Origin of the sequence: Actinomadura luteofluorescens (assembly GCF_013409365.1) — a bacterium.
Taxonomy (GTDB): domain Bacteria; phylum Actinomycetota; class Actinomycetes; order Streptosporangiales; family Streptosporangiaceae; genus Spirillospora; species Spirillospora luteofluorescens.
In genome coordinates this window covers 6,908,874-6,934,169 of the sequence record NZ_JACCBA010000001.1, presented here as the reverse complement: position 1 = coordinate 6,934,169, position 25,296 = coordinate 6,908,874, and the positions used below count along the sequence as shown (strand labels likewise).

General features: G+C 70.4%; 20 protein-coding genes and 2 tRNA genes. 10 read left to right on the top strand and 12 right to left on the bottom strand.

What is annotated here, in order from left to right; genetic code table 11:
* Positions 1-10: 10 nt before the first annotated feature.
* Positions 11-808, bottom strand: a complete 798-nt coding sequence (locus BJY14_RS32190; protein WP_179847049.1) for an SDR family oxidoreductase — start codon at positions 806-808, stop codon at positions 11-13.
* A gap of 82 nt (positions 809-890) precedes the next feature.
* Between BJY14_RS32190 and BJY14_RS32185 the strand changes: the two genes are divergently transcribed.
* From BJY14_RS32185 to BJY14_RS32175, 3 genes are read left to right on the top strand one after another with little or no spacing between them, the layout of a single operon-like run.
* A complete protein-coding gene (locus tag BJY14_RS32185) occupies positions 891-1,490 on the top strand; it encodes a TetR/AcrR family transcriptional regulator (protein ID WP_179847048.1) in 600 nt (199 codons plus the stop codon).
* 27 nt (positions 1,491-1,517) lie between these two features.
* Positions 1,518-2,342, top strand: coding sequence for an alpha/beta fold hydrolase (locus tag BJY14_RS32180; protein ID WP_179847047.1), 825 nt, complete (start codon positions 1,518-1,520; stop codon positions 2,340-2,342).
* Positions 2,339-3,022, top strand: coding sequence for an HAD family hydrolase (locus BJY14_RS32175; RefSeq protein ID WP_179847046.1), 684 nt, complete (start codon positions 2,339-2,341; stop codon positions 3,020-3,022). The genes BJY14_RS32180 and BJY14_RS32175 overlap by 4 nt, the downstream gene beginning before the upstream one ends.
* A 51-nt stretch (positions 3,023-3,073) precedes the next feature.
* Here the strand turns inward: BJY14_RS32175 and BJY14_RS32170 are convergent, their stop codons facing one another.
* Positions 3,074-3,652, bottom strand: a complete 579-nt coding sequence (locus BJY14_RS32170; protein ID WP_179847045.1) for a YceI family protein — start codon at positions 3,650-3,652, stop codon at positions 3,074-3,076.
* A gap of 123 nt (positions 3,653-3,775) precedes the next feature.
* Between BJY14_RS32170 and BJY14_RS32165 the strand changes: the two genes are divergently transcribed.
* Entirely contained in the window at positions 3,776-4,156 is a 381-nt protein-coding gene (locus BJY14_RS32165) for a winged helix-turn-helix transcriptional regulator (protein WP_179847044.1), read from the top strand.
* Positions 4,157-4,285: 129 nt separating this feature from the next.
* Positions 4,286-6,922, top strand: a complete 2,637-nt coding sequence (alaS, locus tag BJY14_RS32160; RefSeq protein ID WP_179847043.1) for an alanine--tRNA ligase — start codon at positions 4,286-4,288, stop codon at positions 6,920-6,922.
* Here the strand turns inward: alaS and BJY14_RS32155 are convergent.
* Positions 6,913-8,949, bottom strand: coding sequence for a hypothetical protein (locus BJY14_RS32155; protein WP_179847042.1), 2,037 nt, complete (start codon positions 8,947-8,949; stop codon positions 6,913-6,915). The two genes, alaS and BJY14_RS32155, sit on opposite strands and share 10 nt — an antisense overlap.
* A gap of 487 nt (positions 8,950-9,436) precedes the next feature.
* Positions 9,437-9,510 (bottom strand) — tRNA-Pro (locus BJY14_RS32150).
* A 137-nt stretch (positions 9,511-9,647) separates the two neighbouring features.
* Here BJY14_RS32150 and BJY14_RS32145 point away from each other — a divergent pair.
* A tRNA-Gly gene (locus BJY14_RS32145) sits at positions 9,648-9,718 on the top strand.
* Positions 9,719-11,427: 1,709 nt separating this feature from the next.
* Here BJY14_RS32145 and BJY14_RS32140 read toward each other — a convergent pair.
* The 5 genes from BJY14_RS32140 to BJY14_RS32115 form a co-directional block, all read right to left on the bottom strand.
* Positions 11,428-11,769, bottom strand: a complete 342-nt coding sequence (locus BJY14_RS32140) for an SDR family NAD(P)-dependent oxidoreductase (RefSeq protein WP_179847041.1) — start codon at positions 11,767-11,769, stop codon at positions 11,428-11,430.
* A 174-nt stretch (positions 11,770-11,943) separates the two neighbouring features.
* On the bottom strand, positions 11,944-12,420 hold the full coding sequence (locus BJY14_RS32135; protein ID WP_179847040.1) for a PIN domain-containing protein: 477 nt from the start codon (positions 12,418-12,420) through the stop codon (positions 11,944-11,946).
* Positions 12,417-12,725, bottom strand: coding sequence for a hypothetical protein (locus BJY14_RS32130; protein ID WP_179847039.1), 309 nt, complete (start codon positions 12,723-12,725; stop codon positions 12,417-12,419). Before BJY14_RS32130 ends, BJY14_RS32135 begins: the two co-directional genes overlap by 4 nt.
* Positions 12,726-13,182: 457 nt before the next feature.
* Positions 13,183-14,151, bottom strand: a complete 969-nt coding sequence (locus BJY14_RS32125; RefSeq protein WP_312879805.1) for a tyrosine-type recombinase/integrase — start codon at positions 14,149-14,151, stop codon at positions 13,183-13,185.
* Positions 14,152-15,238: 1,087 nt separating this feature from the next.
* Positions 15,239-15,739, bottom strand: coding sequence for an SRPBCC family protein (locus BJY14_RS32115; protein ID WP_218905684.1), 501 nt, complete (start codon positions 15,737-15,739; stop codon positions 15,239-15,241).
* A 282-nt stretch (positions 15,740-16,021) separates the two neighbouring features.
* Between BJY14_RS32115 and BJY14_RS32110 the strand changes: the two genes are divergently transcribed.
* The gene (locus BJY14_RS32110; RefSeq protein WP_179847038.1) at positions 16,022-16,924 is read left to right on the top strand and encodes a LysR family transcriptional regulator; all 903 of its coding nucleotides are present in this window, start codon (positions 16,022-16,024) and stop codon (positions 16,922-16,924) included.
* A 345-nt stretch (positions 16,925-17,269) separates the two neighbouring features.
* Here the strand turns inward: BJY14_RS32110 and BJY14_RS32105 are convergent, their stop codons facing one another.
* The 3 genes from BJY14_RS32105 to BJY14_RS32095 all read right to left on the bottom strand — a co-directional run bounded on the left by BJY14_RS32105 (position 17,270) and on the right by BJY14_RS32095 (position 20,214).
* Positions 17,270-17,755: a MerR family transcriptional regulator gene (locus BJY14_RS32105; protein WP_179847037.1), complete on the bottom strand. Its 486-nt coding sequence runs from the start codon at positions 17,753-17,755 to the stop codon at positions 17,270-17,272.
* A gap of 9 nt (positions 17,756-17,764) precedes the next feature.
* Complete coding sequence (locus tag BJY14_RS32100) at positions 17,765-18,640, bottom strand: SDR family NAD(P)-dependent oxidoreductase (RefSeq protein ID WP_179847036.1); 876 nt, start codon at positions 18,638-18,640, stop codon at positions 17,765-17,767.
* 1,304 nt (positions 18,641-19,944) lie between these two features.
* Positions 19,945-20,214: a hypothetical protein gene (locus tag BJY14_RS32095; RefSeq protein WP_179847035.1), complete on the bottom strand. Its 270-nt coding sequence runs from the start codon at positions 20,212-20,214 to the stop codon at positions 19,945-19,947.
* A gap of 108 nt (positions 20,215-20,322) precedes the next feature.
* Between BJY14_RS32095 and BJY14_RS32090 the strand changes: the two genes are divergently transcribed.
* The 3 genes from BJY14_RS32090 to BJY14_RS32080 all read left to right on the top strand — a co-directional run bounded on the left by BJY14_RS32090 (position 20,323) and on the right by BJY14_RS32080 (position 25,005).
* On the top strand, positions 20,323-22,542 hold the full coding sequence (locus BJY14_RS32090; RefSeq protein ID WP_312879499.1) for a serine/threonine-protein kinase: 2,220 nt from the start codon (positions 20,323-20,325) through the stop codon (positions 22,540-22,542).
* Positions 22,539-24,698 (top strand): serine/threonine-protein kinase, encoded by a 2,160-nt coding sequence (locus BJY14_RS32085; RefSeq protein WP_312879498.1) that lies wholly within the window; start codon positions 22,539-22,541, stop codon positions 24,696-24,698. Before BJY14_RS32090 ends, BJY14_RS32085 begins: the two co-directional genes overlap by 4 nt.
* 103 nt (positions 24,699-24,801) lie before the next feature.
* Positions 24,802-25,005 (top strand): ribbon-helix-helix domain-containing protein, encoded by a 204-nt coding sequence (locus BJY14_RS32080; RefSeq protein WP_179847032.1) that lies wholly within the window; start codon positions 24,802-24,804, stop codon positions 25,003-25,005.
* Positions 25,006-25,296: the final 291 nt, after the last annotated feature.

Sequence of the window (25,296 nt, the reverse complement as noted above, 5' to 3'; positions counted from 1 at the left end):
CGCCCCTTGCTCAGACGAGGGACTGGCCTCCGTCCACCGTGAGGATCTCCCCGTTCATGTAGGTGTTGGCCATGACGAACAGGGCGGCGGAGGCGGCCTCCTCGGCCGTCCCGAACCGTCCGAGCGGCATGGACCCGCCCGCCTCGGCCATCGCCGCGTCGCCCTCCGCGCCTGAGGCGGTTCCATAGGCCGTCCGCAGCAGCGGGGTGTCGAAGGCCCCGAACCGGATCGCGTTGACCCGCAGGCGCGCGGGCGCGTACTCGACGGCGAGCGCGCGGGTGAGCGTCTCGACGGCGCCGCCCGCCGCGACCGGAGCGGACATCCCCGGGCGGGGGCGCCTGACGAGGATGCCCGAGGTCAGCGTGATCGACCCGCCCGGGGGCATCCGGCGGGCGGCGGCGCGCGCGACGGCGACCACCGCCCACGCCGGTCCCTCGACGGCGTCCCGCACGACGTCCCGGGTGAGCCCGGTGAGCGGCCCCATCCCTGCGGGGCGCCCGGCCGTCACCAGCACGTGGTCGACGGTGCCGGCGCGCTCGAAGACCTCCTCCAGCGCGTTCTCGTCCGTGACGTCGGCGGCCGCTCCCAGCACCTCGGCCGCGGTCCCGGCCGCGGCCACGCGCGCCACGGCGGCGTCCAGCCGGGTCCTGTCGCGGCCCGCGAGCACGATCCGCGCACCGGCCGAGGCGAGCAGCTCCCCCGCGGCCAGGCCGATGCCGGAGCTGCCCCCAAGGATCACCGCCGTGCGGCCGGCGAGGCTCTCCGGGAGCGGTGAGCGGACCGGGACGGGTGCTTCGGTCGTGGTCATGCGTCCTCCATAAATAAACCATCTGGTTGTTTTAGAGTGCCCGCCGGACCGGCCGAAGTCAACCGGGTGGTTTAATCCGCGTATGGGCTACGACGCGGAGGCGACCCGCCGGCGGATCTTCCAGGCCGCCACCGCCGAGTTCGCGGCGCGCGGGCTCGCGGGCGCCCGGATCGATCGCATCGCCACCGAGGCGCGGGCCAACAAGCAGGCCATCTACCTGTACTTCGGCGGCAAGGAGAAGCTGTTCGGCGCCGTGGTGCGCGCGAAGATGGCGGAGATCGGCAACGCGACCGACATCGATCCGGACGGCCTGGCGGACTCCGTCGGCCGGCTGTTCGACTGGTACAGGGAGCACCCGGAGCTGGTCAGGCTGCTGCTCTGGGAGGCTCTGGAGACCCCGGGCGAGGTGCAGGGCGAGGCGGAGCGCCGCGAGGAGTTCCGGCGCAAGGCCGCGCGCTTCACCGAGAACGGCGCGGGCGGCGGCCCCGCGGACCCGGCCCGCGCGCGGGCCGTCCAGGATTTGATGTTCACCGTGTTCGGCCTCATCGCGTGGAACTTCGCCGTCCCGCAGTTGCGCCGGGTGGTCCTGGACGAGGAGGACGACGCGGCCTCCGTCGCGCGGCGCCGCGCGTCGGTCATGGAGGCGGCGCGGGTACTCGCCGAATCACACGGGTTCGGCTGAGCCGGTTCGACGACATTGGGAGCTTTCTTGCAGGACTGGACGCTGCGCCAGATCTACCGAAGCCAGGGTGGTGACGTCAGGTGGGATGTGTTCGGGAACGAGCATGCGGATCCGGTCGTCCTCCTGCACGGCACACCTTTCTCGTCCTACGTGTGGCGTGGCGTCGCGAGCGCTCTGGCGGCGACCCACCGCGTATACGTCTGGGACATGCCTGGTTACGGGACGTCCGAGATGAGCGAGGGGCAGGACGTCTCGCTGGCGGCGCAGGGCGCGGTGTTCACCGAACTGCTGGCGCACTGGGGCCTGGACGAGCCGTCCGTCGTGGCCCACGACTTCGGCGGCGCCGTGTCCCTGCGAGCCCATCTCCTGCACGGTGCGCGCTACCGCGACCTCGTCCTGGTCGATCCGGTCGCGCTCGCCCCGTGGGGGTCGCCGTTCTTCCGCCTCGTCGGGGCCAACGCGGAGGTGTTCGAGCAGTTGCCGCCCGCGCTGCACGGCGCCCTCGTCCGGGAGTACGTGACGTCGGCGAGCCACCGCGGCCTGCACCCGGCCACCCTCGACGCGCTCGTGGCACCGTGGCTGGGAGAAGCCGGGCAGCCCGCGTTCTACCGGCAGATCGCGCAGGCCGACCAGCGCCACACCGACGAGGTCCAGGCGCGTTACGGCGAGCTGGCCCTCCCGGTCCTGATCTGCTGGGGCGCCGAAGACACCTGGATACCGATCGAAAAGGGACGCGAGCTCGCCGGTCTCGTCCCGGGCTCGCGCCTGCGTGCGATCGAAGGGGCGGGTCACCTGGTGCAGGAGGACGCGCCCGCCGAGCTGACCGCCGCGCTCCTCGGCTTCCTCTCATGATCACGGCGGTGCTGTTCGACCTGGACGGGACGCTCCTCGACCACGAGGGGGCCGCGCGCCGGGCCGTCGTCGGCATGTTCCCCGACGCCGACCCGGCGCGGCTCGCCGCGCGCTGGGCGGAGCTGACCGAGGAGGCGGTCGACCGGTACCTGGCGGGCGAGCTGAGCTTCACCGAGCAGCGCCGCCTCCGGATCGTCACCCTCGCCCGGGAACTCGGCCTCGGCGTCTGGGACGACGCCCGCGCCGACGCGTGGCTCACCGGGTACGTGGCGCGCTACCAGGCCGCCTGGCGCCCGTTCCCGGACGCGGCACCGGCGCTCGACGCCCTCGCGGCGCGGGGCCTGCGGCTCGGGGTGATCACCAACGGGGACGCCGCGCAGCAGCGGCTGAAGGTCGAGCGGATCGGGTTCGCCGGCCGGCTCCCCGTCGTCGTGGCCTCCAGCGAGGCGGGCGCCGCCAAGCCCGCCGCCGAGATCTTCCTGGCGGCCTGCGCGGCCGTGGGCGCCGAGCCGCACGCGTCCGCCTACGTCGGGGACCGCCTCGGCACCGACGCGCGGGGCGCCGCCGCCGCGGGCCTCACCGGCGTGTGGCTCGACCGCTCCGGCGGCCCGGCCCCCGGCGCACTGGACGTCGCGCGCATCACGACGCTGGACGCGCTCGCGTCCCTGCTCCAGGGCTGACGGCGGTGCGCACGGTCTCCGCGGCGGTGCGCACCGTCGCGCCCGGCGAGGTCAGCCGTCCTGGAGGACCGCCTCGATCTCCAAGACGATCTGGATCTTGTCGCTGAGCGCGAGCCCGCCGCCCGCCAGGGTCGTCGCCTCGCCCACGCCGAACTCCAGGCGGCTGAGCTCGCCGGTCGCGGTGAACCCGGCGCGGGCGCCCTTGGACGGGTCGTCCTGCCGGAACGGGTCGGGGCCGAACCCCCCGACCTCCAGCCGGAGCGGGACCCGCCTGGTGAGGCCGCGCAGCGTCAGCTCGCCGTCCAGCACGAAGTCCCCGCCGTCCCGGCGCACGCCGGTCGAGCGGTAGCTCATGGTGGGGTACTTCGCGACGTCCAGGAAGTCGGCGGCCCGGACGTGCTCGTCGCGCTGGGCGTTGCCGGTGTCGACCGAGGCCAGGTCGACCGTCGCGGTCACCGACGAGCCGAGCGGGTCGGCGCCGGTCACGATCGTCCCCTCGAAGGTCCCGAAGCGGCCGCGGACCCGGCTGACCATCAGGTGCCGGACCGTGAAGCCGACCCCCGAGTGGAGGGGGTCGATGGTCCAGGTCCCGGCGAGGTAGCCGGGGATCTCGACAAGCTGGGCCGTCATGGTGTCTCCTACGGTTATGGAAGGTAAGGCGGTTCCCATCAGGAACCGTCTCCATGGTGCGGACACCCCGACGCCCGGCACAAGAAGGCACTTTTTTCTGCCTCGGTCACCTGGAGATAACCGATGGAGCACACCGTCGCGGGCTGCCGCGCCCGCGAGATCCTCGACCGCATCGGCGACAAGTGGTCGCTGCAGGTCATCGCGGTGCTCGGCGAGCGCACCAAGCGGTTCACCGAGCTGAGGCGCGAGATCGCCGGCATCAGCCAGCGGATGCTCACCGTCACCCTGCGCGGCCTGGAGCGCGACGGCATCGTCACCCGGACCGTCTACCCCGTGGTCCCTCCCCGCGTGGAGTACTCGCTCACCCCGATGGGCGCGACGCTCATGGACGCGGCCGAGACCCTCGTCACCTGGGCCGAGGCCCACCTCGCCCAGATCGACGCCTCCCGCGCCGACTACGACGCCCGCCAAAACGACGTGCAGGCGGAGGACGCGCGCCGGTAACGTGGACGGCGATGGTCATTCACGAGGTGGGACGGCGAGCTAGCCGCGCCGAGTTGGGGAACGCGCAGACGTGCCCGGCCCGGCTCGGCGGCGTGCGCCTTCATCCCATCGACCTCGTGAGGCCGTCCCATGCGCTCGACTGACATCCGTTCGACCTTCCTGGGCTTCTTCCAGGAGCGCGACCACCGCGCCGTGCCGTCCAGCCCGCTGATCCCCTCCGATCCCACGCTGCTGCTGGCGAACGCGGGCATGAACCAGTTCAAGCCGTACTTCCTAGGCGAGACCGCGCCCGAGCACCCGCGCGCGATGTCCGTGCAGAAGTGCGCGCGTACGTCCGACATCGAGAACGTGGGCCGCACCACGCGGCACACCACGTTCTTCGAGATGCTCGGCAACTTCTCCTTCGGCGACTACTTCAAGGCGGAGGCGATCTCCTGGGCGTGGGAGCTCCTCACCCGCCACTACAACCTCGACCCGCGGCGCCTCTGGGTCACCGTGTACCTGGACGACGACGAGGCCGTCCGGCTCTGGCGGCGCGTGGGCGTCCCCTCTGAGCGGATCCAGCGGCTCGGCATGGAGGACAATTACTGGTCGATGGGCATCCCCGGCCCCTGCGGACCGTCCTCCGAACTCCACTACGACAGGGGGCCGTCCTTCGGACGTGAAGGCGGGCCCGCGGTGGACGGCGAGCGCTACCAGGAGCTGTGGAACCTCGTCTTCATGCAGAACCTCCGTGGGGAGGGCCCCGGCAAGGACGGATACCCGATCCTCGGCGAACTCCCCGCACGCAACATCGACACGGGGCTCGGTCTCGACCGTCTCGCGGCGGTGCTGCAAGACGTGGACACGGTGTGCGAGACGGACCTGCTCGCGCCGACGTTCCAGCTCGTCCAGGAGATGGCGGGCCGCGGCTACCCAGGACGTGACGGCAGCGACGACTCGACGTCCTTCCGCGTCGTCGCGGAACACTCCCGCTCGGTCGCGTTCCTCATCGCGGACGGCGTCATGCCCGCCCGCGACGGCCGCGGCTACGTCCTGCGCCGCCTGATGCGCCGCGCGATCCGGCACGCGCACCGGCTCGGCATCGACGGCCCGGCGCTGCCCGCGCTGACCTCCAGCGTCGTCGGCACCCTCGGCTCGACCTGGCCGGAACTGTCCCGCGGCTCCGAGCTCATCGAGCAGGTCGTCACGGCAGAGGAAGAGGCGTTCGAGCGGACGCTGCGCCAGGGCTCCCAGATCCTCGACGCGGCGATCGGCCGTGCCACGACCACCCTCTCCGGGCGGACGGCGTTCGAACTCCACGACACCTACGGCTTCCCGATCGACCTGACCGTCGACGCGGCGAGGTCGGCCGGCCTCACGGTCGACGAGGACGCGTTCGCCGAACTCCTCGAAGAGCAGCGCCGCCAGGCGCACCGCGCGGGGCAGGGCCGCAAGGGCGGCGCGGTCGCGCGGCAGGACCTCTACCGCCGCGTCGCCGCGGCGCACGGCCTCACCGACTTCGTCGGCCACTCTTCAGAGACAGCCGAAACACAGATCGGCGCCCTGCTCGGCCCGGACGGCGAGGTGCCCACCGCGACCACGGGCGACGAACTCGAGGTGCTCCTGACCCGCAGCCCGTTCTACGCGGAATCGGGCGGCCAGGTCGGCGACACGGGCACGATCCGCACGTCCGGCGCGACCCTCGACGTCCTCGACACCCGGCCGGGACTGGACGGCCTGCACGTCCACACCGTCCGCATCGTGGACGGCGAGGTCCGTCCCGGCGACGACGCCGAGGCGACCGTGGACGCGGACCGCCGCGCGGCCACCGCACGCTCCCACAGCGCCACCCACGTCCTGCACGCGATGCTGCGCCGCACCCTCGGCGACCACGCGGCGCAGCAGGGCTCCAGCGTGGAACCCGGACGCCTGCGCTTCGACTTCGCGCACTTCTCCCCCGTCGACACCGGCCTCGTCCAGACCCTCGTCAACGACTACCTCCTCGACGACCCCGAGGTGCGCGTCTGGGAGGCGACCCGCGCGGAGGCGGAACGCGCGGGAGCGATCGCGCTGTTCGGCGAGCGGTACGGCGACGACGTCCGCATCGTGGATATCGGGGACGCCTCCCGCGAACTCTGCGGCGGCACCCACGTCGGCCACGGCTCGCAGGCGGGCCCCGTCCACATCGTCGGCGAGTCGTCCATCGGCACCGGCCTGCGCCGGATCGAGGCCCTCACCGGCGCGGACGCCCTCCGCCACCACGACCGCACCGCGTCGCTGCTGGAGGAGCTCGCGGCGCTGCTGAACGTCCGCCCCGACCAGGCCCCGGACCGCCTCCGGCAACGCCTGGACACCCTCGCGGAGACCCAGCGCCACCTGGAGGCGCTGCACCGCGCCGAACTCGACCGGCACGCCGACCGCCTCGCGTCCCTCGCCGAACCCGTGCCCGGCGGCTGGCTCGTGGCGCGCATCGTCCCCGGCCTGACCGGCGCCGACCTGCGCACGATCGCGACCGGCGTCCTCACCCGCCGCGACCAGCGCGGCCTCGTCGTGCTCGGCACCGAGTCCGGCGGCAAGGCGGTGCTCGTCGCGGCGGCGGGCGCGTCCACCGGCGTCCGGGCCCGCGACCTGCTGACCGCCGCGGCCCGGGAGGTCGGCGGCGGCGCGGGCGGCAAGGGCCCGGTCGCGAACGCGGGCGGCCGCCGCCCGGAGAACCTCCCCAAGGCGATCACCACCGCGGCGACCGAGGCCCGCGCCCTTCTCTCCGCCGCGGCTCAGGTGTAGGCCGCGGGGGTGATCACGAGGAAGGACTCCTCGATCACCCGCACGCCGTCACCGGTCCCGCCGTCCTCGGCGACCTGGATCGCGAGGGTGGCCGTTCCGACACCGGAGCCGGCGAAGAGGGTGCCGCTGAACCGGCAGGACCGCTGGCGGTTGGAGCCGTCACCGCCGACGTTGCCCGCGCCGTCCGCCACGACGTAGCGGTTGTCGCCGACGTCCGAGGAGGAGTAACTGACAGCCGCGCTGCCGTTCGGCCCGGGGTACTCGGCCTGCCATCGGGCCTCCACCGCTCCGGCGGCACCGTCGCGCCCCGTGCGGACGCCGATCCTCGCGTCGTGGACGGCGTCCGCACGGTAGAAGATCAGCGCCTCCCACCGGTACCGCAGCGAACCACCCGGTACCTGGGCGACCAGGGCGGGCACGTCCTGCAGCCGCGGCGAGGTGTAGACGACCGCGGCGCCTGGGGAGTCCTGCCGCTTCTGGACGGTGCCCCCGGCCTCCTCCGGGTCGCCATAGGCGATCGTGGCGCGGTTGTTCCCGTAAGCCGACAGGACCAGGATCTCGTGGGACGGATGGACCGCACCGTTGATCCACGCGACTCCGTCGAGCGGGGTGGCCGACGAGGACGTCGCCCGGTTGTCCCAGGCCACCCCCGTGATGAAGACGTTGCGGGACGCCGCGTCCAGCGCGAAACCGTACTTCTGATACTTGTTCGTCGTGTTCCGGTCGAACGCCAGGCACGCCGACAGCGTGATCTCAGTGACGGACGAGCCGAGGTAGAACCCCGAGCACTCGTTCGCCCGAGCGCTGCCCGAGATGTTGTCGAAGTAGTTGCTGGAGTCGGCGACGCACGCCGCCATCGTGTTCTTGCCCAGCCTCACGACCCAGCCGTGGCCGCCGTTGTCCTGAGCCTCGCAGCTGGTGAAGATGTTCCGGGTGCCGTTGACGTACCAGCCCGCGCCGTCCTTGTAGGCGGCCCCGGCGGCGAACGCGCTCGAACGCTTGTTGTACCAGGACTTGCACTGCGAGAAATGGTTGTTCGAGGTGTACACCTCGATGCCCGCGTACGCGCCGCCGTTGTAGTTGGCGGACGAGACGTCGATGCCGAGGAAGTAGTCGTCCGACCCTCCCCCGCCGGACTCCTTCCCGACGAGCAGCCCCTGGCGGCGGAAGTGCCGCCCCCTGATGCGCTGGACCTGCAGGGCCTGGTCGTCGGTGCCGAGGAGGGCCACACCGACCTCGGTGTCCCAGATCCACAGGTCGTGCAGCCGGTGCACCGCGTCCGGCTCCCCGGTGACGCCCACCGTGTTGAGGAGCACGCCGTGGACGTTGGCCGCGGGCGAGCCGGCGAAGGACGCGCCGGGCGTCCCCTTGAGCCACATGTCCGACACCCGGGCGTCCCGCACCGCGCGGCTGACCGCCCGGTCACCGATGCCGACCAGCCCGGCGAGCGTCGACCACGTCCCCGTGGCCTCCAGACGGGTCCCGATGCCCTCCCCGCGCAGCCACACCTTGTCCTTGAGCTGCAGACCTCCCGCCGCCCCGGTGCCGCCCGCGTTGGCGACGTACCCGATCTGGTAGGTGCCGCGCGCCAGCGACACCACCCCGCCACCGGCCGCCGCGACGTCGTCGATCGCGGCCTGGATCGACGCGCGCGAGTCGGTGAGGCCGGTCCCGTCCGCGAAGTAGGGCGCCCCGGCCGCGTCGACCCACACCGTTCCGGGGGGACCCTCAGACCCGGCGCCTGCCCCGGCCCGGACGGCCGACGCGAAGCCCAGGTCGGACGCGACGAGCTTGAACCGGGCGCCGCCGAAGTCCGCCCACATGTCGGCGGGCCCGTACGGTTCACCGTCCGGCCCCTGGAACTCCGGGATCGTGCCGACCGGGAGACCGTCCGTCCCGTCGGAGGACACGATGCTGCTGACGGCCACGCCCGCCCCGTCCAGCAGGTCGGTGTACCGGACCCCGCTGACGGCGTCGGACCAGAAGGTGACCTCGGTGGGCCCGGCCAGAAGCGCCGGTGCGGTCATGACGCCACCGTGAGACGTGACGGCGCCCGGAACCATCGTTCGATCGGCCGGCGTCCGGCCGAAGGTATGCCGTGCCATGGAGACCCCCTAGGAGGCCATAGGAAACGAACGAGGCGTCGGCTGACCACCGCAGCCGAACGCCTCCTGGATGCAGGCGGCGGAACCGTCAGACAGCCGGCCGAGGAAACCCCGCCCCGGCAGCAGCCCCCCTGCGAACGCTCGGACGCCGCCACCCCAGCCCGATCCGCTCCCGCGGCCGACCGGACACGACCCCAGACGTTCCTCGCCCCTGCGCACCTTCCTATAGCACACCCAAGCGTCACTTACCGTCACGCTACAAATGCATAATGCTATTTCCGCTAAGTACCGCACAGGCACCGAGACCTGTCGACAAGGCCCGGAAGATTCAAGATCCTCAACGGCGCCCTCCCGGAGGGCCGCCGCCCCTGGACGCCCGCCCCCCCCCGCGAGGGAGACGGGTCAACGGTCGGGCTGGCGGGATTTGAACCCACGACCCCTGGCACCCAAAGCCAGTGCGCTACCAAACTGCGCTACAGCCCGCACACCACCGCCGAACGCGATGACGCGAGAAGTGTAGTCCCGATCGGCCCCCGCCCGCTCCGCCCCGGACACGTCCACCCCGAGAACCCTGTACGCTACGGGATGGCGACCGAGGCCCACCAGGCTTCACACGCTCCGCGGGCGTAGCTCAATGGTAGAGCCCCAGTCTTCCAAACTGGCTACGCGGGTTCGATTCCCGTCGCCCGCTCCCACCCCAAAAGCCCAGGTCAACCGGCGTTCGGCGACCTGGGCTTCTGCTCTTCCTCGGGGCTGTTCCTCGTCTTCGTGCCAGATCAGGCCGGGATGAGCGCTCCTGACGGCCCCTCCGGCTCGTCCGGCGGTGGCACCATCAGCCGCCCTCCGATCATCAGGTTGAGTCCATCGGCGATCTTCTTGTCACGCTCGCTTGTGGCGCGCCGCCCTCCGGGACGGCGAACACCCGTCCGTTCGGGCCGGGCTCGGCGTAGGCGTCGAGGTGCGCCCAAGCTCGGGCAGGATCGCCGTCGGCAGGACGACCCTTCGTGCTCCGGCATCGGTTTTAGGGCCTCGACGTGCTGAGCGCCGCTGTTGAGTTGGGCAACCGCCTTGCGCGCTGCTTCTTCTCGCGGCCCTAATCGCTTCGACTGGCCCGTCGATCCTGCAGGCGGCGGAGCGCCAGAGTGGTGACTGCCGTTAGGAAACCGGCAAGGAACCCAGCGAGCGCCCCCAGCACCCCGGTTCCGATAACGGAGTCGCTGTTTGGATGGTCGACATCTTGGAGGTAAGTGCCTACAGCACCGACCAGGAGGCCAGTGCTTAGTCCGACTGCGGTGTACTTTCCGAACATGTGATCGCCTCGGATGTGGGTGAGGCCGTATGAGTCGATCGTGAGTAGGTCAGGACCTTTGCCGGGACGCGAGCCAACGCTTCACTTTTACCCTCGGACGAATCAGGCTACCGACTCCAAGTAGCGCCAGGGCGCCTGCCGCGAGCCAGGGTACAACCCGTCCGCCTATTGAGGGCTCTGAAGGTCGGACATCAACGACGACGACCTGCGCGGCCGGTCAAGGGGCGGCGAGCGCCCCGCCGCGCGTCGTGCAGCTGTCGCCAGGTGCTCAGCAAACGGCCGTCACCAGGCCGCGACGCCGCCGATATGGTTCCGCCATGGATGATGCCAGCTTCCTACTGGAGTGGCTCTTAGAGCAGGGCGTGAACGCGCTTCTCAGAGTCGATGCCGAGCGTGGGGCCCGCCCTTGGACGTTTCACGCAAGCGGAGGACCACTTGCCGGAAGTTGGGTTCGAGTCGATGCTGACACGGCCGAGGAATGTCTAGGGCGCGCGCGCTTACAAGTACCTCAAGAAGGCGGGCGTTGATCTGCCTTGATGTGAATGCCGAAGGGCAAGGCAGATCGAGCACGACTCGGGAGCACACTTCCCCCGCCCCCTGCGAGCCAGAGCACTCGTACGCGCGGATCTGTCCTTCCCGTCGCCCGCTCTCTAATTTCCCCAGCTCAGAGCTCTATGGGGCGATGTTGGCCGCCCTCCTAAAGATCATTTGTCACCCACTGTCACTGGGATCTGGCACGTCTGGCCGTCATCCTGGTTCGACTGCGGCGCTTCTGATCACGGTCTGACCGGCACCGGCGGAGGATCAGCACGGTGGCGGAGTTTGCGTCCTCAACGCGGTTCCCCGCTCCCGTGCGTCCGGATCGATGATCTGGCGGGTCCGCGGGTGGATGTCGTCGGCGCCGATCATGACGTCCGCGTCGAGCCGATGTCTTCGCCCGAGTGCTGAAGACGGGGGGATCGTGCCGATTGGACGCGGTGGGCCCGGTCGGCGCGGTTCAGTGCCGGTTGGTCGGGCCTTGCCCGCTGATGACGGGCCGGTGTGGCCGCCGTAGGTGGCGATCTTGTACTCAGTCGCCGCCAGGGACAGGGTCAGCTCCTTGAGCTGGCGGCGGATCGTGTCGCGGTGTTCGAGCAGCAGGTCGAGGCGCTCGGGGACGGTGTCGTCGCCCTCGTTCGGCCAGCCACCCGACCGAACCGCTCGACCGCCGCCTGTACGACGTCTCCGGCGCGCCCGGTGTCACGCACGTCGAACTCGGCGATCAGTACCTGGTCGCGGTGGGCGTCCGCGAGGTCGGCCACCGACCCGGGCCGCCGCACGGCCAGCACCACGTTGTCGCCCCGCCCGACCGCGCACTCGGCGATGGCACGGCCGAAGCCCGAAGACGCGCCAGTGATGATCCATGTCCGCTGAGTCCCTGCTTGAGATGTCATGCCAGGGACGCTAGAAGTTCGAGCGCACTCAAACGCAAGCACAGCGTCCGCCGCCGGCCGGCATGGGGTGAAGCCCGCTCTGCTGCCACCACTGCCACCGAGGGCTGCCGACACTTCGATTCCGCCGCCGATACGGCCATCCCCCAGCGTCCAGTGGGTCGCGCCAATCGGGCTTCAGGAAGAGTGAATGTCCATCACGTTCTGCACTCTTATTCCCTTTCGGTCACCGGCCAGCCCCGGCGGGTGGGTGGCGTCGGCGGTCAAAATCAGCACATCGGGCTGTTGTCCTGCCGCTTCCGCCCGGTCGGCGTACATGTGAGCCGTCGCGGCGACCAGAGCGTCAACAACCTCCGTCGAGTCGAACCCCGCGTCACCGATCAGTTTCCCGGCAGCGCGTGCAAGGTCCTCGGTGACAGGCTCGACGACCGTTCTGGTGCTGGACAGCACGTGGTTCAGTTTCGTGTCACGGTCGGAGCCGCGCAAGATCTCCGTCAGCACGACACTGGACGTGACCAATCGTGCCTGCTTGCGCAGCGCAGCAGCGAAGAAGATCGCAATGTTGCGGTCCGTGGCCGCCTTGTTGATGGCGTCGTTGTCGAGTACCAGGATCCCGCCAAGCCTGGTGGCCCGACGGCCTCGAGCGGCGCTCACTGATCTTGCGCAGACGGCCAGGAGGCGAGGGCGGCCTGGATCTCGTCCTCGCTGAACGGCCCGTGCTGTTCTTCCAGCTCGTCAACGAACTCGGCGAGGGCGTCGAGTTGGAGCTTGGCCGCGATCGCTTCATCAACGTAGGCGGAATCGGACAGGCCCAGCTTGCGGGCCTGTTCGCGGATCTCGGCCTTGCGGCCGCGGCGGATGGTGGCCGACAACTTCTCGGTCGCGCTGTGCCCACTCGCGGTCTTGCGGCGCTTCGCGACACGAAGAGGCTGGTTGGCGGGAGTTCGCTTGGCGTCCACGACTCAATCCTACCAATGGTAGGAGCCGACTGTCCCGGCGAGAGGGCAGAACTCACGTACGAGCTAGTGGGTCTTGGCCTGACGCATTTCCTCGCTGCGGGAAGACGAGACAGGCTCGCGGCCTCACTCGCGAACCTCGGCCTCCGAGTACGTGGACGCCATCATGTCGACTCCTCCGCTCCCGGATCCATCCTGAGGCGCGCTACACGGAGCGCAGGTTCGGTCTTGATTCGGTGTGCTGGGCGATCAGCTGGTCGGCTAGGACGGCCTGTAGTTGGGTGATCTTTGCTTGGGCTTCGGCTAGTTGGGCTTCTAGGTCTGAGGGTGCGTCCTGGCTGCCCTGGGTGGCGCGGATCTTGGCTAGGGCCTCCAAGGCGGTTTCGTCGGCGGTGGGGAGGGTGTGGAGGTAGCGCTCGGTTGTGGAGATCTTGCGGTGGCCGAGGCGTTCTTTAACGACCTACAGGTCGGCGCCGCCGGCCAGGAGCCAGGAGGCGTGGGCGTGGCGGAGGTCGTGGATGCGGGGTGACCAGCCGAGGTCGGCGGCGGCTCGGGCCGGGTGCCAGCAGCGGGTGCGGAACCAGTTCGCGGAGATGTGGGGGTAGTCGTCGATGACGCGGGGCTTGCGGGGGTTGTCCTTGCCCTGGGCGCGGCGCTCGGCCCGGTAGGCGGCGTAGGCGGCTCGGCAGTGGTGGCATTTGCACTTGCCGAGGCTGTAGGCCGTGGTCGTTCCGTGGGTGTAGGTGTGGCCGTTCGGGGCTTCGAAGGTGAGGGCGTCGGGGTCTAGGAGTTCGAGGTTGGGCGGCTCGGCTCGGTGGCGGCTGAAGAAGAGGTCGTCGGGGGCGAGGTTGTTGGCTTCTGTGTGGGCTTTTAGCTTGGCGACGATCTGAGGGCTGAGCTTGAAGCGGCGCCAGCGCTTGCCCTTGGGGTAGTCCTTCACCAGGAAGCGGCGGCCTTCGGGGTGGAACTTGGGGACGAGTTCGACCACGGAGCTGCTGACGGTGAGGATGCCGGTGGCGAAGTCGAGGTCTTTGACGCGGAGTTCGGTCAGTTCGCCCCAGCGGAGGCCGCTTTCGATGTCGGTCTCGACGAGGAGTTGGGCGGTCGCGTCCGGGAGGGCCTCGTAGATGCGGGCGAACTGGTCGGCGGTGATGATCTGGCGCGGCTTCTCGGGGACGGGGTCGGTCTTCACGCCGCGGCTCGGGTGGTAGACGAGGACGCCGTCGTTGACGGCGGTGGTGAAGATGGCGTTGAGGATCGCCGTCTTGCAGTACTTGATGCGGTAGGCGGAGGCGCCCTGCTTCTTGAGGTGCGTGATCCACTCGCGGACGGTCTCTGAGGTGATGTCCTGCAGCTTCATGTCGGCGAAGTACGGCATGACGTGGGAGGCGAGGGCGTAGGCGTAGTCCTGGCGGGTCGATGCCTCGATGCGGTGGTTCGGGAACCAGCGTTCCTCGACGTAGGTGCGGAAGGTCTGGCGGGCTCGGCGGGGGTCGCCCGCTTTGCCCTCGGCGATGCGGGACTCGGCTCGTGCCAGGCGCGGTCGGCCTCCTTGCGGGTGCCGAAGGTGCCGGCCGTCTGGCGGACGCCCCGAGCGTCGTCATAAAGCGCTTGGTATCGGGTGCCCTCGGGCCCCTTGCGCTTGCGTGTGAAACCCATGATCCCCCGAAGATCATTTGTCGCTCATTTGTCACTGGATCATGGAAATCCGAGCGACATCGGCGAGCACAGGATGGCATACGAAACAGCCTCTGACCTGCAGTTTAGTGGGTCGGGGGCGATCTCCGAGAGGTGTTCAACTGCCGCTTCCAAACTGGCTACGCGGGTTCGATTCCCGTCGCCCGCTCCCACCCCAAAAGCCCAGGTCAACCGGCGTCCGGCGACCTGGGCTTCTGCTCTTCCTCGGGGCCGTTTCTCGTCTTCGTGCCAGAGCCGTGCCAGCGGGCCGGGATCTGGCCCAGATCCTCACCTGTTCGCAGTCCTGCGCCGATGCGGACGGACTGATCACCCGGCAGGTCGGGGTGGATTCCACCGTCTGCCGTGCCCACCGGCACGCCGCCGGTGCCCGCACCGGCCCCCAGCATGGGCCGCCGAGCGGTAGCGGCTCACCTGAACCGCCGACCACAGGCTGGGGCGCTCACGCGGCGGGCTCACCACCAAGATCCACCTGGCCTGCGGACAGGGCCAGGAGTACTGGCGCTGCTGGTAACGCCGGACAGCGCGGTGACTCACCCCGTTCCAGGCCGTGCTGGAGGCACTCGCGGGGCCGCGGATCGGGCCCGGGCGCGCCACGCCCGGCCAGAGCGGGTACGGGCCGACAATGCCTACTCCTCGGCCGTCAACCGCCCTGCCTGCGCCGTCATGGCATCCGGCTGATCAACTAGTGACCCGCCGGGTTTGTGCTTGGTACAGCCCCTCGGGCACCGGTGTACTCCTGGGGGTTAATCAGACCCGCCTAACGACCAGGCCTGATGCTTTTCGGGTGGCGGTGCAGGCGGTGGAGTACCTGGGTGTCATCACTGCTGTGCGGCGGCTTTGATCGAGGTGAGCCAGCGGATGAGCTCGGCGTGCAGCTTTGCGCTGTTGTAGAAGAGGCCGAGAAGGGCGCCAGACATGGACTCCTCGGTTCGCAGGAGGGTGGTTCCGTCCTGGTGGGGCGTGATGAGGTGCCGGTGGGCGGCGCGTGAGCCCATCGCCGTGCCAGTCCAGGTGATCTCGCGAAGAGGCTCGACGACAGCGAACCGTGAGGTGATGGTGGTGCGCCCGTTCACCCAGACGAACTGCATGTCCACCGCGGCGCCGTCACTGCCTGCGACGCGTACGTCGCGGATGGCCGGGTCGAAGCTCGGCCATCCAGCAGGGTCGGCGAGCAGGGCCCATACGCGCTCGGCCGGTGCGTCGATCACCACCTCGTGCGCGGAATGGATGGGCGCGGCCTTGTCGATCCGGTGCCGTTTGGCGTAGTTCTCGTGCAGCTCCTCCAGCGACGGTCCGCGGTAGCGCATTTCCCGCAACATCCTTGTCCTCCCCTGCCTGACCAATGTGCTCGTCATAGATCGGTGTTCTCGCCCCACGCGCTCTCGTCAAAGTCCGAGGCCGGGGTCACCGTGGATCTCGCGCCCGCCCGACTGACGCGCGCAGGGCTGCTTGCGGCCTTGAGGCGCGCATGCCGCCCACTGGTCTCCTCGGCTGATTGCGTGGTGACCTGCGGTCCACTCTCTTCGAAACACCAAAATCGATCAAGATAGACTTCGCGCGTACGTCGATAACACACGGGTTATTTCTGCGGAGGGACGCCAGTGGAGCTCCGGGACATCGAGATCTTCCTGACGGTGGCCGAAGAGCTGCACTTCGGCCGCGCCGCCGAGCGCCTGCACGTGTCCCAGCCCCGCATCAGTCAAGCGATCAGCCAACAGGAACGCCGCCTGGGCGGAGAGCTGTTCGACCGCTCCAACCGCCGCCAGGTCCACCTCACCCCGCTGGGTCGGCAACTCCGCGACGACCTGCAACTGGTCTACGCCGACCTCAACACCAGCCTGGAACGCGCCAGGCTGATCGCCCGGGGAATCAGCGGTGTCCTCACACTCGGCAGCATGGGGCCGCAGGGACTGCTCATCCAGGGGATCCTGGACCGGTTCCGGACCCAGCACCCCGACGTCCAGCTCGTGCACCGCGAGATCAACACCGTCGACCCGCTCACCCCGCTGCGGAAGGGCGAGCTCGACGTGGCCCTCCTGTGGCTTCCGGTCGGCGAACCCGACATCACCATCGGCCCGGTCACCCACACATCATCGGTCGTCCTCGCCATGTCCGCCTCCCACCCCTACGCCGACCGCGCATCGGTCACTTTGGAAGACTTCGGCGACCTGACCTTCATCGCGCACCGGTCGGCGATATCGGCTCCCATGGAGGAGACGTTCCATCCCTTCCACACTCCCTCCGGGCGTCCCATCGCCCGCGGCCCGATCGTCTCCGACTGGGAGGACGAACTGAAGACGATCGGAGACGGAACGGCCGTCGCCGCCGCGGCAGGAGAGGCGCCCCGCTACTACCCCCGCCCCAACGTGGCCTACGTCCCCGTCCGCGACGCCCCACCCATTCAATGGGCCTTCGCCTGGCGCGCCAACGACACCAACCCACTCATCCACGCCCTCGCCGCCGCCGTCGACCCCGCCACCGGCAACACCCAGAGCACCGACTGAAGCCCGCCCTACAGCCACCCTTGCGGCAGCCATGACGTTCTCCACATCGCCTGCATCAACGACTGGCTACTGGCCCGCCTTTGAAACACGTCCTAGAAGACTGCTGAAGATCTTGTGAGGGGCTGTCCGGCCGTAGGCCGGACAGCCCGGGACTCTAGGGTTTTCGGCTCTGTCGCTCTTTCGGTGGTAGCGGAGGGTGAGGCTCATCCGAGGAGGATTCGGTGGCGCAGGAGGTGGAAGCGCGCCCGGCCGTGCATCTGTCTCTTGATCAGCTTGGTCTCTAGTGGATGCCGTCGGCGTTGATGTGCCGGCTAAGGGTGGATCCGTTCGGCACGGTTCGGTTGGTCAGGCCTTGCCCGCTGATGACGGGCCGGTGTGGCCGCCGTAGGTGGCGATCTTGTATTCGGTCGCCGCCAGGGACAGGGTCAGTTCCTTGAGTTGGCGGCGGATCGTGTCGCGGTGTTCGAGCAGCAGGTCGAGGCGCTCGGGGACGGTGCCCTCGCCCTCGTCGGCCAGCCGCATGTAGTGCTGGAGGTCGCGCATGGCCATCCCGGACAGGCGCATGCGGGTCAGGAACACCAGTCGCCGTACCGCCTGCGCGTCGTAGCTGCGGTGTCCGCTGGCGTCGCGGCCCACCTGGACCAGCCCGATCCGCTCGTAGTAGCGCAGCGTGTGCGGCGACATGTCGAGCAGGTCGGCGACCTCTGTGATGGTCATGGGGTCGGTGGCGGCGCCGACGTCGACAAGGCGGTGGATCACCTCGACCGACATCGGGCCGTCGACCTCGTCGAGGGCGGCGAGCGCCTTCGACATCAGATCGTCCGTGGCCATGGCGCCACTCTAGATCGGCCGGGCGGATGCGGCGGCGCCGGGGAAATCGGCGGCACGTGCGGTAGGGGCCCAGCGTTCGAGCTCCTCCAGGTTCTGCCGGTAGGACCTTCCGATGCGCTCGACCGCCTCACGCCCGAGCGGAAGGCGCAACGGCACCTCGTCACCGGCGACCAGGTCCACGATGATCTCCGCGGCCCGTACCGGATCGCCCTCCTGGATCCCGTCGGCGCTCGCCATGTCGTTGCGGACGGCTCGCAGGAGGCCGGTGTAGGCGGTGCTGGCGTCGGCGATCCCGAGCACGTCGGGCGCGTTGAAGGAGGTGCGGAACCGGCTCGGCTCGACGATCATCACCCGGACCCCGAACGGCGCGACCTCGCCGGCCAGCGCCTCCGACCAGCCTTCGAGCGCGAACTTGCCGGCCGAGTACGCGCCGACACCGGGGAAGGAGATGCGCCCGCCCTGGCTGCTCATCTGCACGATCGTGCCCGACCCCTGCTCGCGGAAGTACGGCAGGACGGCCCGCACGAGCGCCGCCGGACCCAGCAGGTGCAATTCCAAAGACGCACGAAGCTCCTCCTCGCCGACCTCCTCAGCCGCGCCGACGACCCCGCGGCCGGCGTTGTTCACCAGCACGTCCACCCGACCGAAGCGGTCGACCGCCGACCGTACGACGTCCCCGGCGCGCCCGGTGTCACGCACGTCGAACTCGACGACCAGCACCTGGCCGCGGTGGGCGTCCGCGAGGTCGGCCACCGACCCGGGCCGCCGCACGGCCAGCACCACGTTGTCGCCCCGCCCGACCGCGCACTCCGCGATGGCGCGCCCGAAGCCCGCCGACGCGCCAGTGATGATCCATGTCCGCGAAGTCCCTGCTTGAGATGTCATGCCGGCGACGCTAGAAGTTCGAGCGCACTCAAACGCAAGCACGGCGTCCGCCACTGCTCGTCGGCGGTCCACCTGCCGATGCGTTCAGCGGCCGTGGTCAGCCTGCCGAGCCTCATACGTCGTCCCTTGTTCCGAACCCGAAGACCGGATATGCCCACTACGGACCAAAACCGCCTTCGGTTCGCTAAGGATCCTTACGGGGGACGTGGCTGCCGGGGACGCGTTCGGGAGCGACCGTCACGATGCGGTAGCTCGTGCCGATGCGGATTCCCTTGCAGGGAACTGCTTCGCCGGGCGAGCTGGTAGGCGCGTGTACGTCCGACCCCGAGGGCGCGGGCTGCGGTCTCGACGCTGACCGTGGTGGGGAGGACGAGCAGCTCGTCCTGGCTCATCTGCCTCACGATCCGCCCCTTTCCGGGAGCTGCCGAACCATCTCGCTCGCCCTCCTCTGCCCTCTGGATGTCTCACTCGTGGCTCGGCTTGTCGGATCGAGTCCGTGGTAGCGGGTGCGACAGCAATGTCGCGAGACGATGCCGCGCTGGCTGCGAGAGGCAGGCCCCTGCTGCGAAAGTGGTGGATCGCGCTGCGCGCCTGGTTGACGGCCTTGGTGGACGCACTCTGAGGCGGGGGGTGCGGTGGGTGGCCATGGTTGTCCCCGTAGGGGCAACCGGAGCGCGACGGGTTGCGTCAGAGTGTTGAAAGGGCGACTTGTTCTGTGAGGCAAGATCCACAACGACTGTTGGAGCAATGATGGCCGCACCCGAAAAGCGCATTCCTGGGCAGAGCAACGCCGAGTATGAGCGACGTCAGGATCCCAATGCGAACTTCATCGGGACACAGTCGCTGCAGGGTGGCGGAGACCCTTCCTTTGTGATCAGGGCCTCTCAGGCTTTCTCCGCTTGGCGCAGCCGCCGCAAGAACCGCAAGTCGAGTTAGGGGCGACGCGGCCGGTCCCCCGAATCGGCTTGCGGTGGCGCAGCCTCGCAGCGATGCGTGGTCGGGGATCGTGGGCGTCTCCGCTGCCGCGCAAGGCGCTTCCATATCGCGTTCCGGTGGCGGGCGGTTTCCCGGGCGGCGCGGTTGTGGAAGTCAGTGGGCTTGGCCAGTTCGCGGGTGGCCGTGGTGTTCGCCGTGACATGGAGGCGTCCGAGGCCGCTGCGGCGAGATTGGCGCGGATACCCTGGTCACGCCTGCCATGCGGCTGCCTGGCGGCCTCTCGGTAGGGAGCGTCCCCGCTCCTTGTAGGCCACGTGTCGGCGCAGTGCTACCCGAGACGGCTCCTCCGACCCGGCGGCGCCGGCTCGTCACCTCAGTGTCACATCGACCTCTGTTGCGAATTGGTCGTGGTTGCGGTGACTGCGCGAGCCATTACTGCGGACGCGCACCTCTACGAGATCGTCAACGAAGCAGGCCGTGCCAACGATCAGGAAGGTGCGGCCGGCGACGAAGCCGCTCGCGCAGTCGTCGGGATCGAAGTACTCACGGGACTCCGAGTCGGTCACGTGCAGCAAGCCGGCTTCCAGGCCACCCCGAAATTGTGCGATGAGTCCTGGGTCAGCGTTCGCCCTCGCCATCGGCGAAGCGTAGCGGAGGCGATCGCGGAACGGATGGCCACGTTGCGCGCAGTGGGGACGTCCGTTCGCTGGTCAGCCAGGGCCTGCTGAGCGCCCTGGTGGAGTGACATGTCCCCCCACCGGGCCCTCTGTGTGCTGCTCATGGAGATGGCCTTCGTCTGCGGCGTCGAGGGTGTGCCGGGGGCTGGTTCGGTAGACTTACAGACACGTTTGTTCTGTCGAGGTGGGAGCGGGATGGGGCCACTCCAGCCGGGGGATCCCTCCAGCGTCGGCGGGTATCGGGTTCTTGCCCGGCTCGGGGCGGGTGGGATGGGTGTCGTCTATCTCGCTCGGTCGCCAGGTGGTCGGCTTGCGGCTCTCAAGGTCGTCCGGCCTGAGTCCGTCGGGGACTCGGGCTTCCGGGAGCGGTTCCGCCGTGAGATCGGCGCCGCGGGGAAGGTCAGCGGTCTGTACACGGCTTCCGTGCTGGACGCCGACGCGGACGCGGCGCAGCCCTGGTTCGCCGCCGCGTTCGTGCCCGCGCCCACGTTGAAAGAGGCCGTCGAGGACGGTGGGGCGCTGCCCGAACCCGCGGTCCGTGCTCTGGGTGCGGGGCTCGCCGAGGCGCTGCAGGCCGTCCATGGGGCGGGGCTGGTGCACCGCGACCTCAAGCCCGGCAACGTCCTGCTGGCCGAGGACGGCCCCAGGATCATCGACTTCGGGATCGCCAAGGTCGTCGACGCCACGCAGATCACCCGTACCGGCGGCATGATCGGCACGCTGGCGTACCTGGCGCCCGAGCAGATCGCCGGGGCCAAGGACGCGGGGCCCGCGGCGGACGTGTTCGCGCTGGGGGGCGTGCTGGTCTACGCGGCGACGGGGGCCCGGCCGTTCGGCGAGGGCGACCCGGGCGCGCTGCTCTACGAGATCATGTACGGCGAGCCCGGCCTGGACGGGCTGCCCGCGTCGCTGCGGGGCATCCTGGCCGCCTGCCTGGACAAGGAACCGGCGCGGCGGCCTCTGCTGGCGGACGTGCTCGCGGCGCTGACCCCCGTTGACTTCTCAGCGCTCCTCACCCCGGCCCTGCGCCGGGACCTGGCGGCCAGGGAGGCCGAGGCGAACCGGATCTCGTCCGGGCCGGTGGCGCTGCCGCCGCCGCTGCCGAGGATCGAGGAGACGGTCTCCGGTGGCTTGCGGCGTCGGCGCGTGCTGGGGCTGGGCGCCGGGGCGGCGGTCGCCGTGACCGGCATCGGCGCGGGGACGGCGGGCTGGGCCCTGGCGGGCGGGAAGTCCAAGCCCGCCAGGCCCGCGCCCCGTGGGACCGCCCTCGCCACGGCGCCCGCGCCGGCGTGGACGTTCGTCCCGCCCGCGCCCGTCTCGTCCGACGAGTCGCACCTGCTGGTCTCGGGCGGTGTCGTGCTGTGGGGCGGCGAGGACGCGACGTACGGGGTGGACGCGGCGTCGGGGCGGCGGCTGTGGACGGCGGACGTCAGCATGTTCCCGGGCGGCGCGGTCCACGAGTCGACGTTCGTCCTCCCGAACGGCGGCGGTCTCGACGGGAAGACGACGATCACCCTGGTCGACGCGGCGTCCGGTGAGCCGACGCATCTGCCGATGCCGGACGGCGCGTTTCCCGGTTCCGTCTTCGGCGTGGCCGACGGCGCGGTCCTGCTGGAATCGGGGACCTACTCGGACGAGGACGTCCCGGCCGTGTGGGCCGTCGACCTGGCCGGCGGCAAGGCCAGGTGGCGGTTCCCCGTCGCCGACTCGGTCATCGAGGGCACCCTCGACCGGAACGGTCTGTACCTCAACGTCGAGCACACGCTCAGCGCCGTCGACCTCGCCACCGGCCGCAGGCGCTGGAGCGTCGACTGGTCCGGAAACGGGCGGGAGTGGCTGACCCAGGGCATCACGGTCGCCGGCGGCAGGGTCTTCGGGAATTTCGCCGACACGCTCCAGGCCGTCGACACGGCCGGGGGGAAGAGGGTGTGGTCGCGGACCACCGGCGCGGAGTTCCCCTCCGTCCTGCTCGCGGGCCGCAACGTGATCTTCAGGGGCGACGATCTGCACGCCCACGACCGCGCGACCGGGGCCCCCGCGTGGACGCTGGCCGGCCCGGAGAAGTTCGTCGACCAGCCGGGGCGGGACGCGGCTTCGGACGACGTCATCGCGGCCGCGTTCGGTGGCGGCGCGCCCCACGGCCTCTTCGCCGCCACGGCCTCCGGCCGGGGGCTGTGGGTGCACTGGGGCGATGTCCATCGCGCCAGGGAATGGGGCGTCGTCGTGTCCGGCTCGTCGATCTTCGCGACCGATCATCAGCGGCTGCTCTGCTTCCGGGCGGGCTCGTGACGGCCGCGCGCGGGCCCGAAGACCCCGAGCGCATCGGCGGGTACCGGGTGCTGCGGCGGCTGGGCGAGGGCGGCATGGGACGGGTCTACCTGGGCGCGTCCCCGGCCGGGCGGGCGGTGGCGATCAAGGTGGTGCGGCCGGAGCTCGCCGGGGACCCGGGGTTCCGGGCCAGGTTCGCGGCCGAGGTCGCCGCCGCCCAGCGGGTCAGCGGCGCGTTCACCAGCCCGGTGGTCGAGGCCGAGCCGGACGGGGCCGTCCCGTGGCTGGCGACCGCGTACGTCAACGGCCTCAGCCTGAAGGAGACGGTCGAGCGGTACGGGCCGATGCCCGAGCCGCTGCTGCGCACGCTCGGCGCGGGGCTGGGCGAGGCGCTGATCGCGATCCACGCGGCGGGGCTGCTGCACCGCGACCTCAAACCGGCCAACATCCTGCTGGCCAAGGACGGGCCCCGGGTCATCGACTTCGGTATCAGCAGGGCCGTCGACGCGTCCGCCGACGGGCCCACGCGGGCGCTCACCTCCGAGGGGCAGATCATCGGCTCCCCCGGTTACATGGCCCCCGAGCAGATCCGCGGCGGAACGCTCACCGCGTCCGCCGACGTGTTCGCCTTCGGGGCGGTGCTGGCCTTCGCCGCCACCGGTCGTCCCCCGTTCGGCAGAGGCGCGTTGGCCGCGGTCATTCACCGGACCCTGCACGAGGGGCCCGATCTGGACGGCGTCCCGGCGTCCCTGGAGCGGTTGGTGGCCGCCTGCCTGAGCGGTGACCCCGGCGAGCGCCCGCCCACCGAGCTGCTGCCGTCGCTTCTCGCGGCCGACCCGGCGGCCGCCGGGTGGCTTCCGGGCCCCCTCGGCGAGGAGTTGCGGCAGCGGGAGGACACGCTCCTCCTGGACATGCGGGAGCTCGCCCGGTCCCGCACCCGCCGGCGGCTGCTGCTCGGCGGCGCCGCCGCCGCGGGACTCGCCGTCGTCGGCGGCGGGACGGCCGCTGCACTGGCCACGGCCGACGGCGGGGCCGGACGGAGGCCCGCCCCGCCGAAGCCGCTGTGGCGGACGACGATCGGCGACCTCGGCGACCGGGGCTTCGCCGTCGAGGTCCTCTCCCGGACGGTCGTCCCCCACGACGAGGGACCGGTGTACCGCTGGCACTCGCTCGACACCGGGCGGCAGCTATGGTCCAGCAGGTTCTCCGTCGCGGCCTTCGGACCGAACCTGGTCTACGGGGTCCCGGACGACGGCGGCCGGCTGATCGCCGTGGACGAGTCCCACCGGGTGAGATGGACCAGCGATGTGACCGGCGGGGACGACGTCCCCGAGTTGCAGGGACCGGACAACGGGGTACTCGTCCTCACCGGCCAGAACCACACCGTCTTCGGCGTGGACGCCGCCACCGGCACGCGCCTCTGGGCCTACGAGTGGCCCTCCCCGACCTCGCTCTGTTTCCTTTACGGAATCACGAACCGCACCGTCGTCGCGATCGGCAACCAGGGGGCGAAGAGCCTGCTCGTCGGGCTCGACACGGCGACGGGCGCGCTCCGCTGGTCCGATCCGGACGGGAGCCTGACCTTCGTCCCCGAGGGCGGCGGGAACCTGATCTTCCGCAATCCGTCGGGCGTCACGCTTTACGCGCTGGCCGCCGACACCGGCCGCACGCTCTGGAGCGTCGAACTCCCCAAGGCCGCGGCGAAGCCCCAGGACGAAACGCAGCTCTCGCAGAACTTCGTGGTGGCCGGCGGGACGGTCTACACCGGCGGCCCGACCCTGTACGCCCTGGACGCGTCCACCGGCCGGGAGCGGTGGACCTACACGCCGGCCTCGCCCGGCGGGCAGGAACGGAGCCTCCTGGTCAGCGGGAAGTACGCCTACATCCTCGACAACCCGCAGCTCGTCGCGCTCGACGCCCGCACCGGCCGCCGGGTCTGGTCCGTCAACACGCCCGCGGCCCGCACCGCCCGGCTGATCGCCGCCGGCGGAATGATCTGCACCGGCGTGACGGGCACGGGCGCGGGACTCTACGGCTGGGACGCTGAAACGGGCGAACTCGTCTGGAACCACCCCGCCTCGGCTTCCGCTCCGACCAAGCGCTGGGCGCTCACCACCCGCGACCGCACCCTCGTGGCCGCCCACGACAAGACCCTCCTCGCCTTCCGCCTCTCCTGAGACACAGTCGGCAAGGAGCCTGGGAGGCGATCCCCGACACCGCCGAACCGTTCTTAGTACCATCGCCGATACCAGAGTGACCTCACACAGGAAAAGTCCCGGCATGGCCTTCGCGGCACGCCTTCCCGATGACCTGGACGCCTGGCTCGATGAGGCGGCCACGGCCGAGCACAGGTCCAAGAACGCGATCCTGATCACTGCGCTTGAGGAGTACCGGCAGCGCCGGGAACTCTCCCACGTGCTCGAACTCGCCGACGAGACCGCCCGCGACCACCGGAACCTGCTGGACCGGCTGGGCGACGCGTGAGCGTGCGCACGGCCGAGGAGATCGTCGCCATCGGGCGCCGGGCCGTGGGCGATCATCTCAACGTGCGGGACTTCGGGCTGGTCGCATCCGCCGCAGCGCGGCCGTCCACGGTGACGTTCGGCGTGGACCCCTATCCCACCCTGCTCGAAAAGGCCGCCGCGCTGCTCCACTCGCACCACCTCCCACCCGTTCACCGACAGGAACGAGCGGGTCGCCTTCGCCGCGACGGACGTCTTCCTCAAGCTGAACGGAGCCCGCTTCAACCCGAAAGCGGAGAACGACCGGTTCACC

Bases quoted from the DNA above. Each gene is read 5' to 3' on its own strand.
- BJY14_RS32190 (WP_179847049.1), bottom strand. From the start codon at position 808: ATGACCACGACCGAAGCACCCGTCCCGGTCCGCTCACCGCTCCCGGAG.
- BJY14_RS32185 (WP_179847048.1), top strand. From the start codon at position 891: ATGGGCTACGACGCGGAGGCGACCCGCCGGCGGATCTTCCAGGCCGCC.
- BJY14_RS32175 (WP_179847046.1), top strand. From the start codon at position 2,339: ATGATCACGGCGGTGCTGTTCGACCTGGACGGGACGCTCCTCGACCAC.
- BJY14_RS32170 (WP_179847045.1), bottom strand. From the start codon at position 3,652: ATGACGGCCCAGCTTGTCGAGATCCCCGGCTACCTCGCCGGGACCTGG.
- BJY14_RS32165 (WP_179847044.1), top strand. From the start codon at position 3,776: ATGGAGCACACCGTCGCGGGCTGCCGCGCCCGCGAGATCCTCGACCGC.
- alaS (WP_179847043.1), top strand. From the start codon at position 4,286: ATGCGCTCGACTGACATCCGTTCGACCTTCCTGGGCTTCTTCCAGGAG.
- BJY14_RS32155 (WP_179847042.1), bottom strand. From the start codon at position 8,949: ATGACCGCACCGGCGCTTCTGGCCGGGCCCACCGAGGTCACCTTCTGG.
- BJY14_RS32140 (WP_179847041.1), bottom strand. From the start codon at position 11,769: ATGACATCTCAAGCAGGGACTCAGCGGACATGGATCATCACTGGCGCG.
- BJY14_RS32115 (WP_218905684.1), bottom strand. From the start codon at position 15,739: ATGTTGCGGGAAATGCGCTACCGCGGACCGTCGCTGGAGGAGCTGCAC.
- BJY14_RS32105 (WP_179847037.1), bottom strand. From the start codon at position 17,755: ATGGCCACGGACGATCTGATGTCGAAGGCGCTCGCCGCCCTCGACGAG.
- BJY14_RS32100 (WP_179847036.1), bottom strand. From the start codon at position 18,640: ATGACATCTCAAGCAGGGACTTCGCGGACATGGATCATCACTGGCGCG.
- BJY14_RS32095 (WP_179847035.1), bottom strand. From the start codon at position 20,214: ATGGCGAGGGCGAACGCTGACCCAGGACTCATCGCACAATTTCGGGGT.
- BJY14_RS32090 (WP_312879499.1), top strand. From the start codon at position 20,323: ATGTCCCCCCACCGGGCCCTCTGTGTGCTGCTCATGGAGATGGCCTTC.
- BJY14_RS32080 (WP_179847032.1), top strand. From the start codon at position 24,802: ATGGCCTTCGCGGCACGCCTTCCCGATGACCTGGACGCCTGGCTCGAT.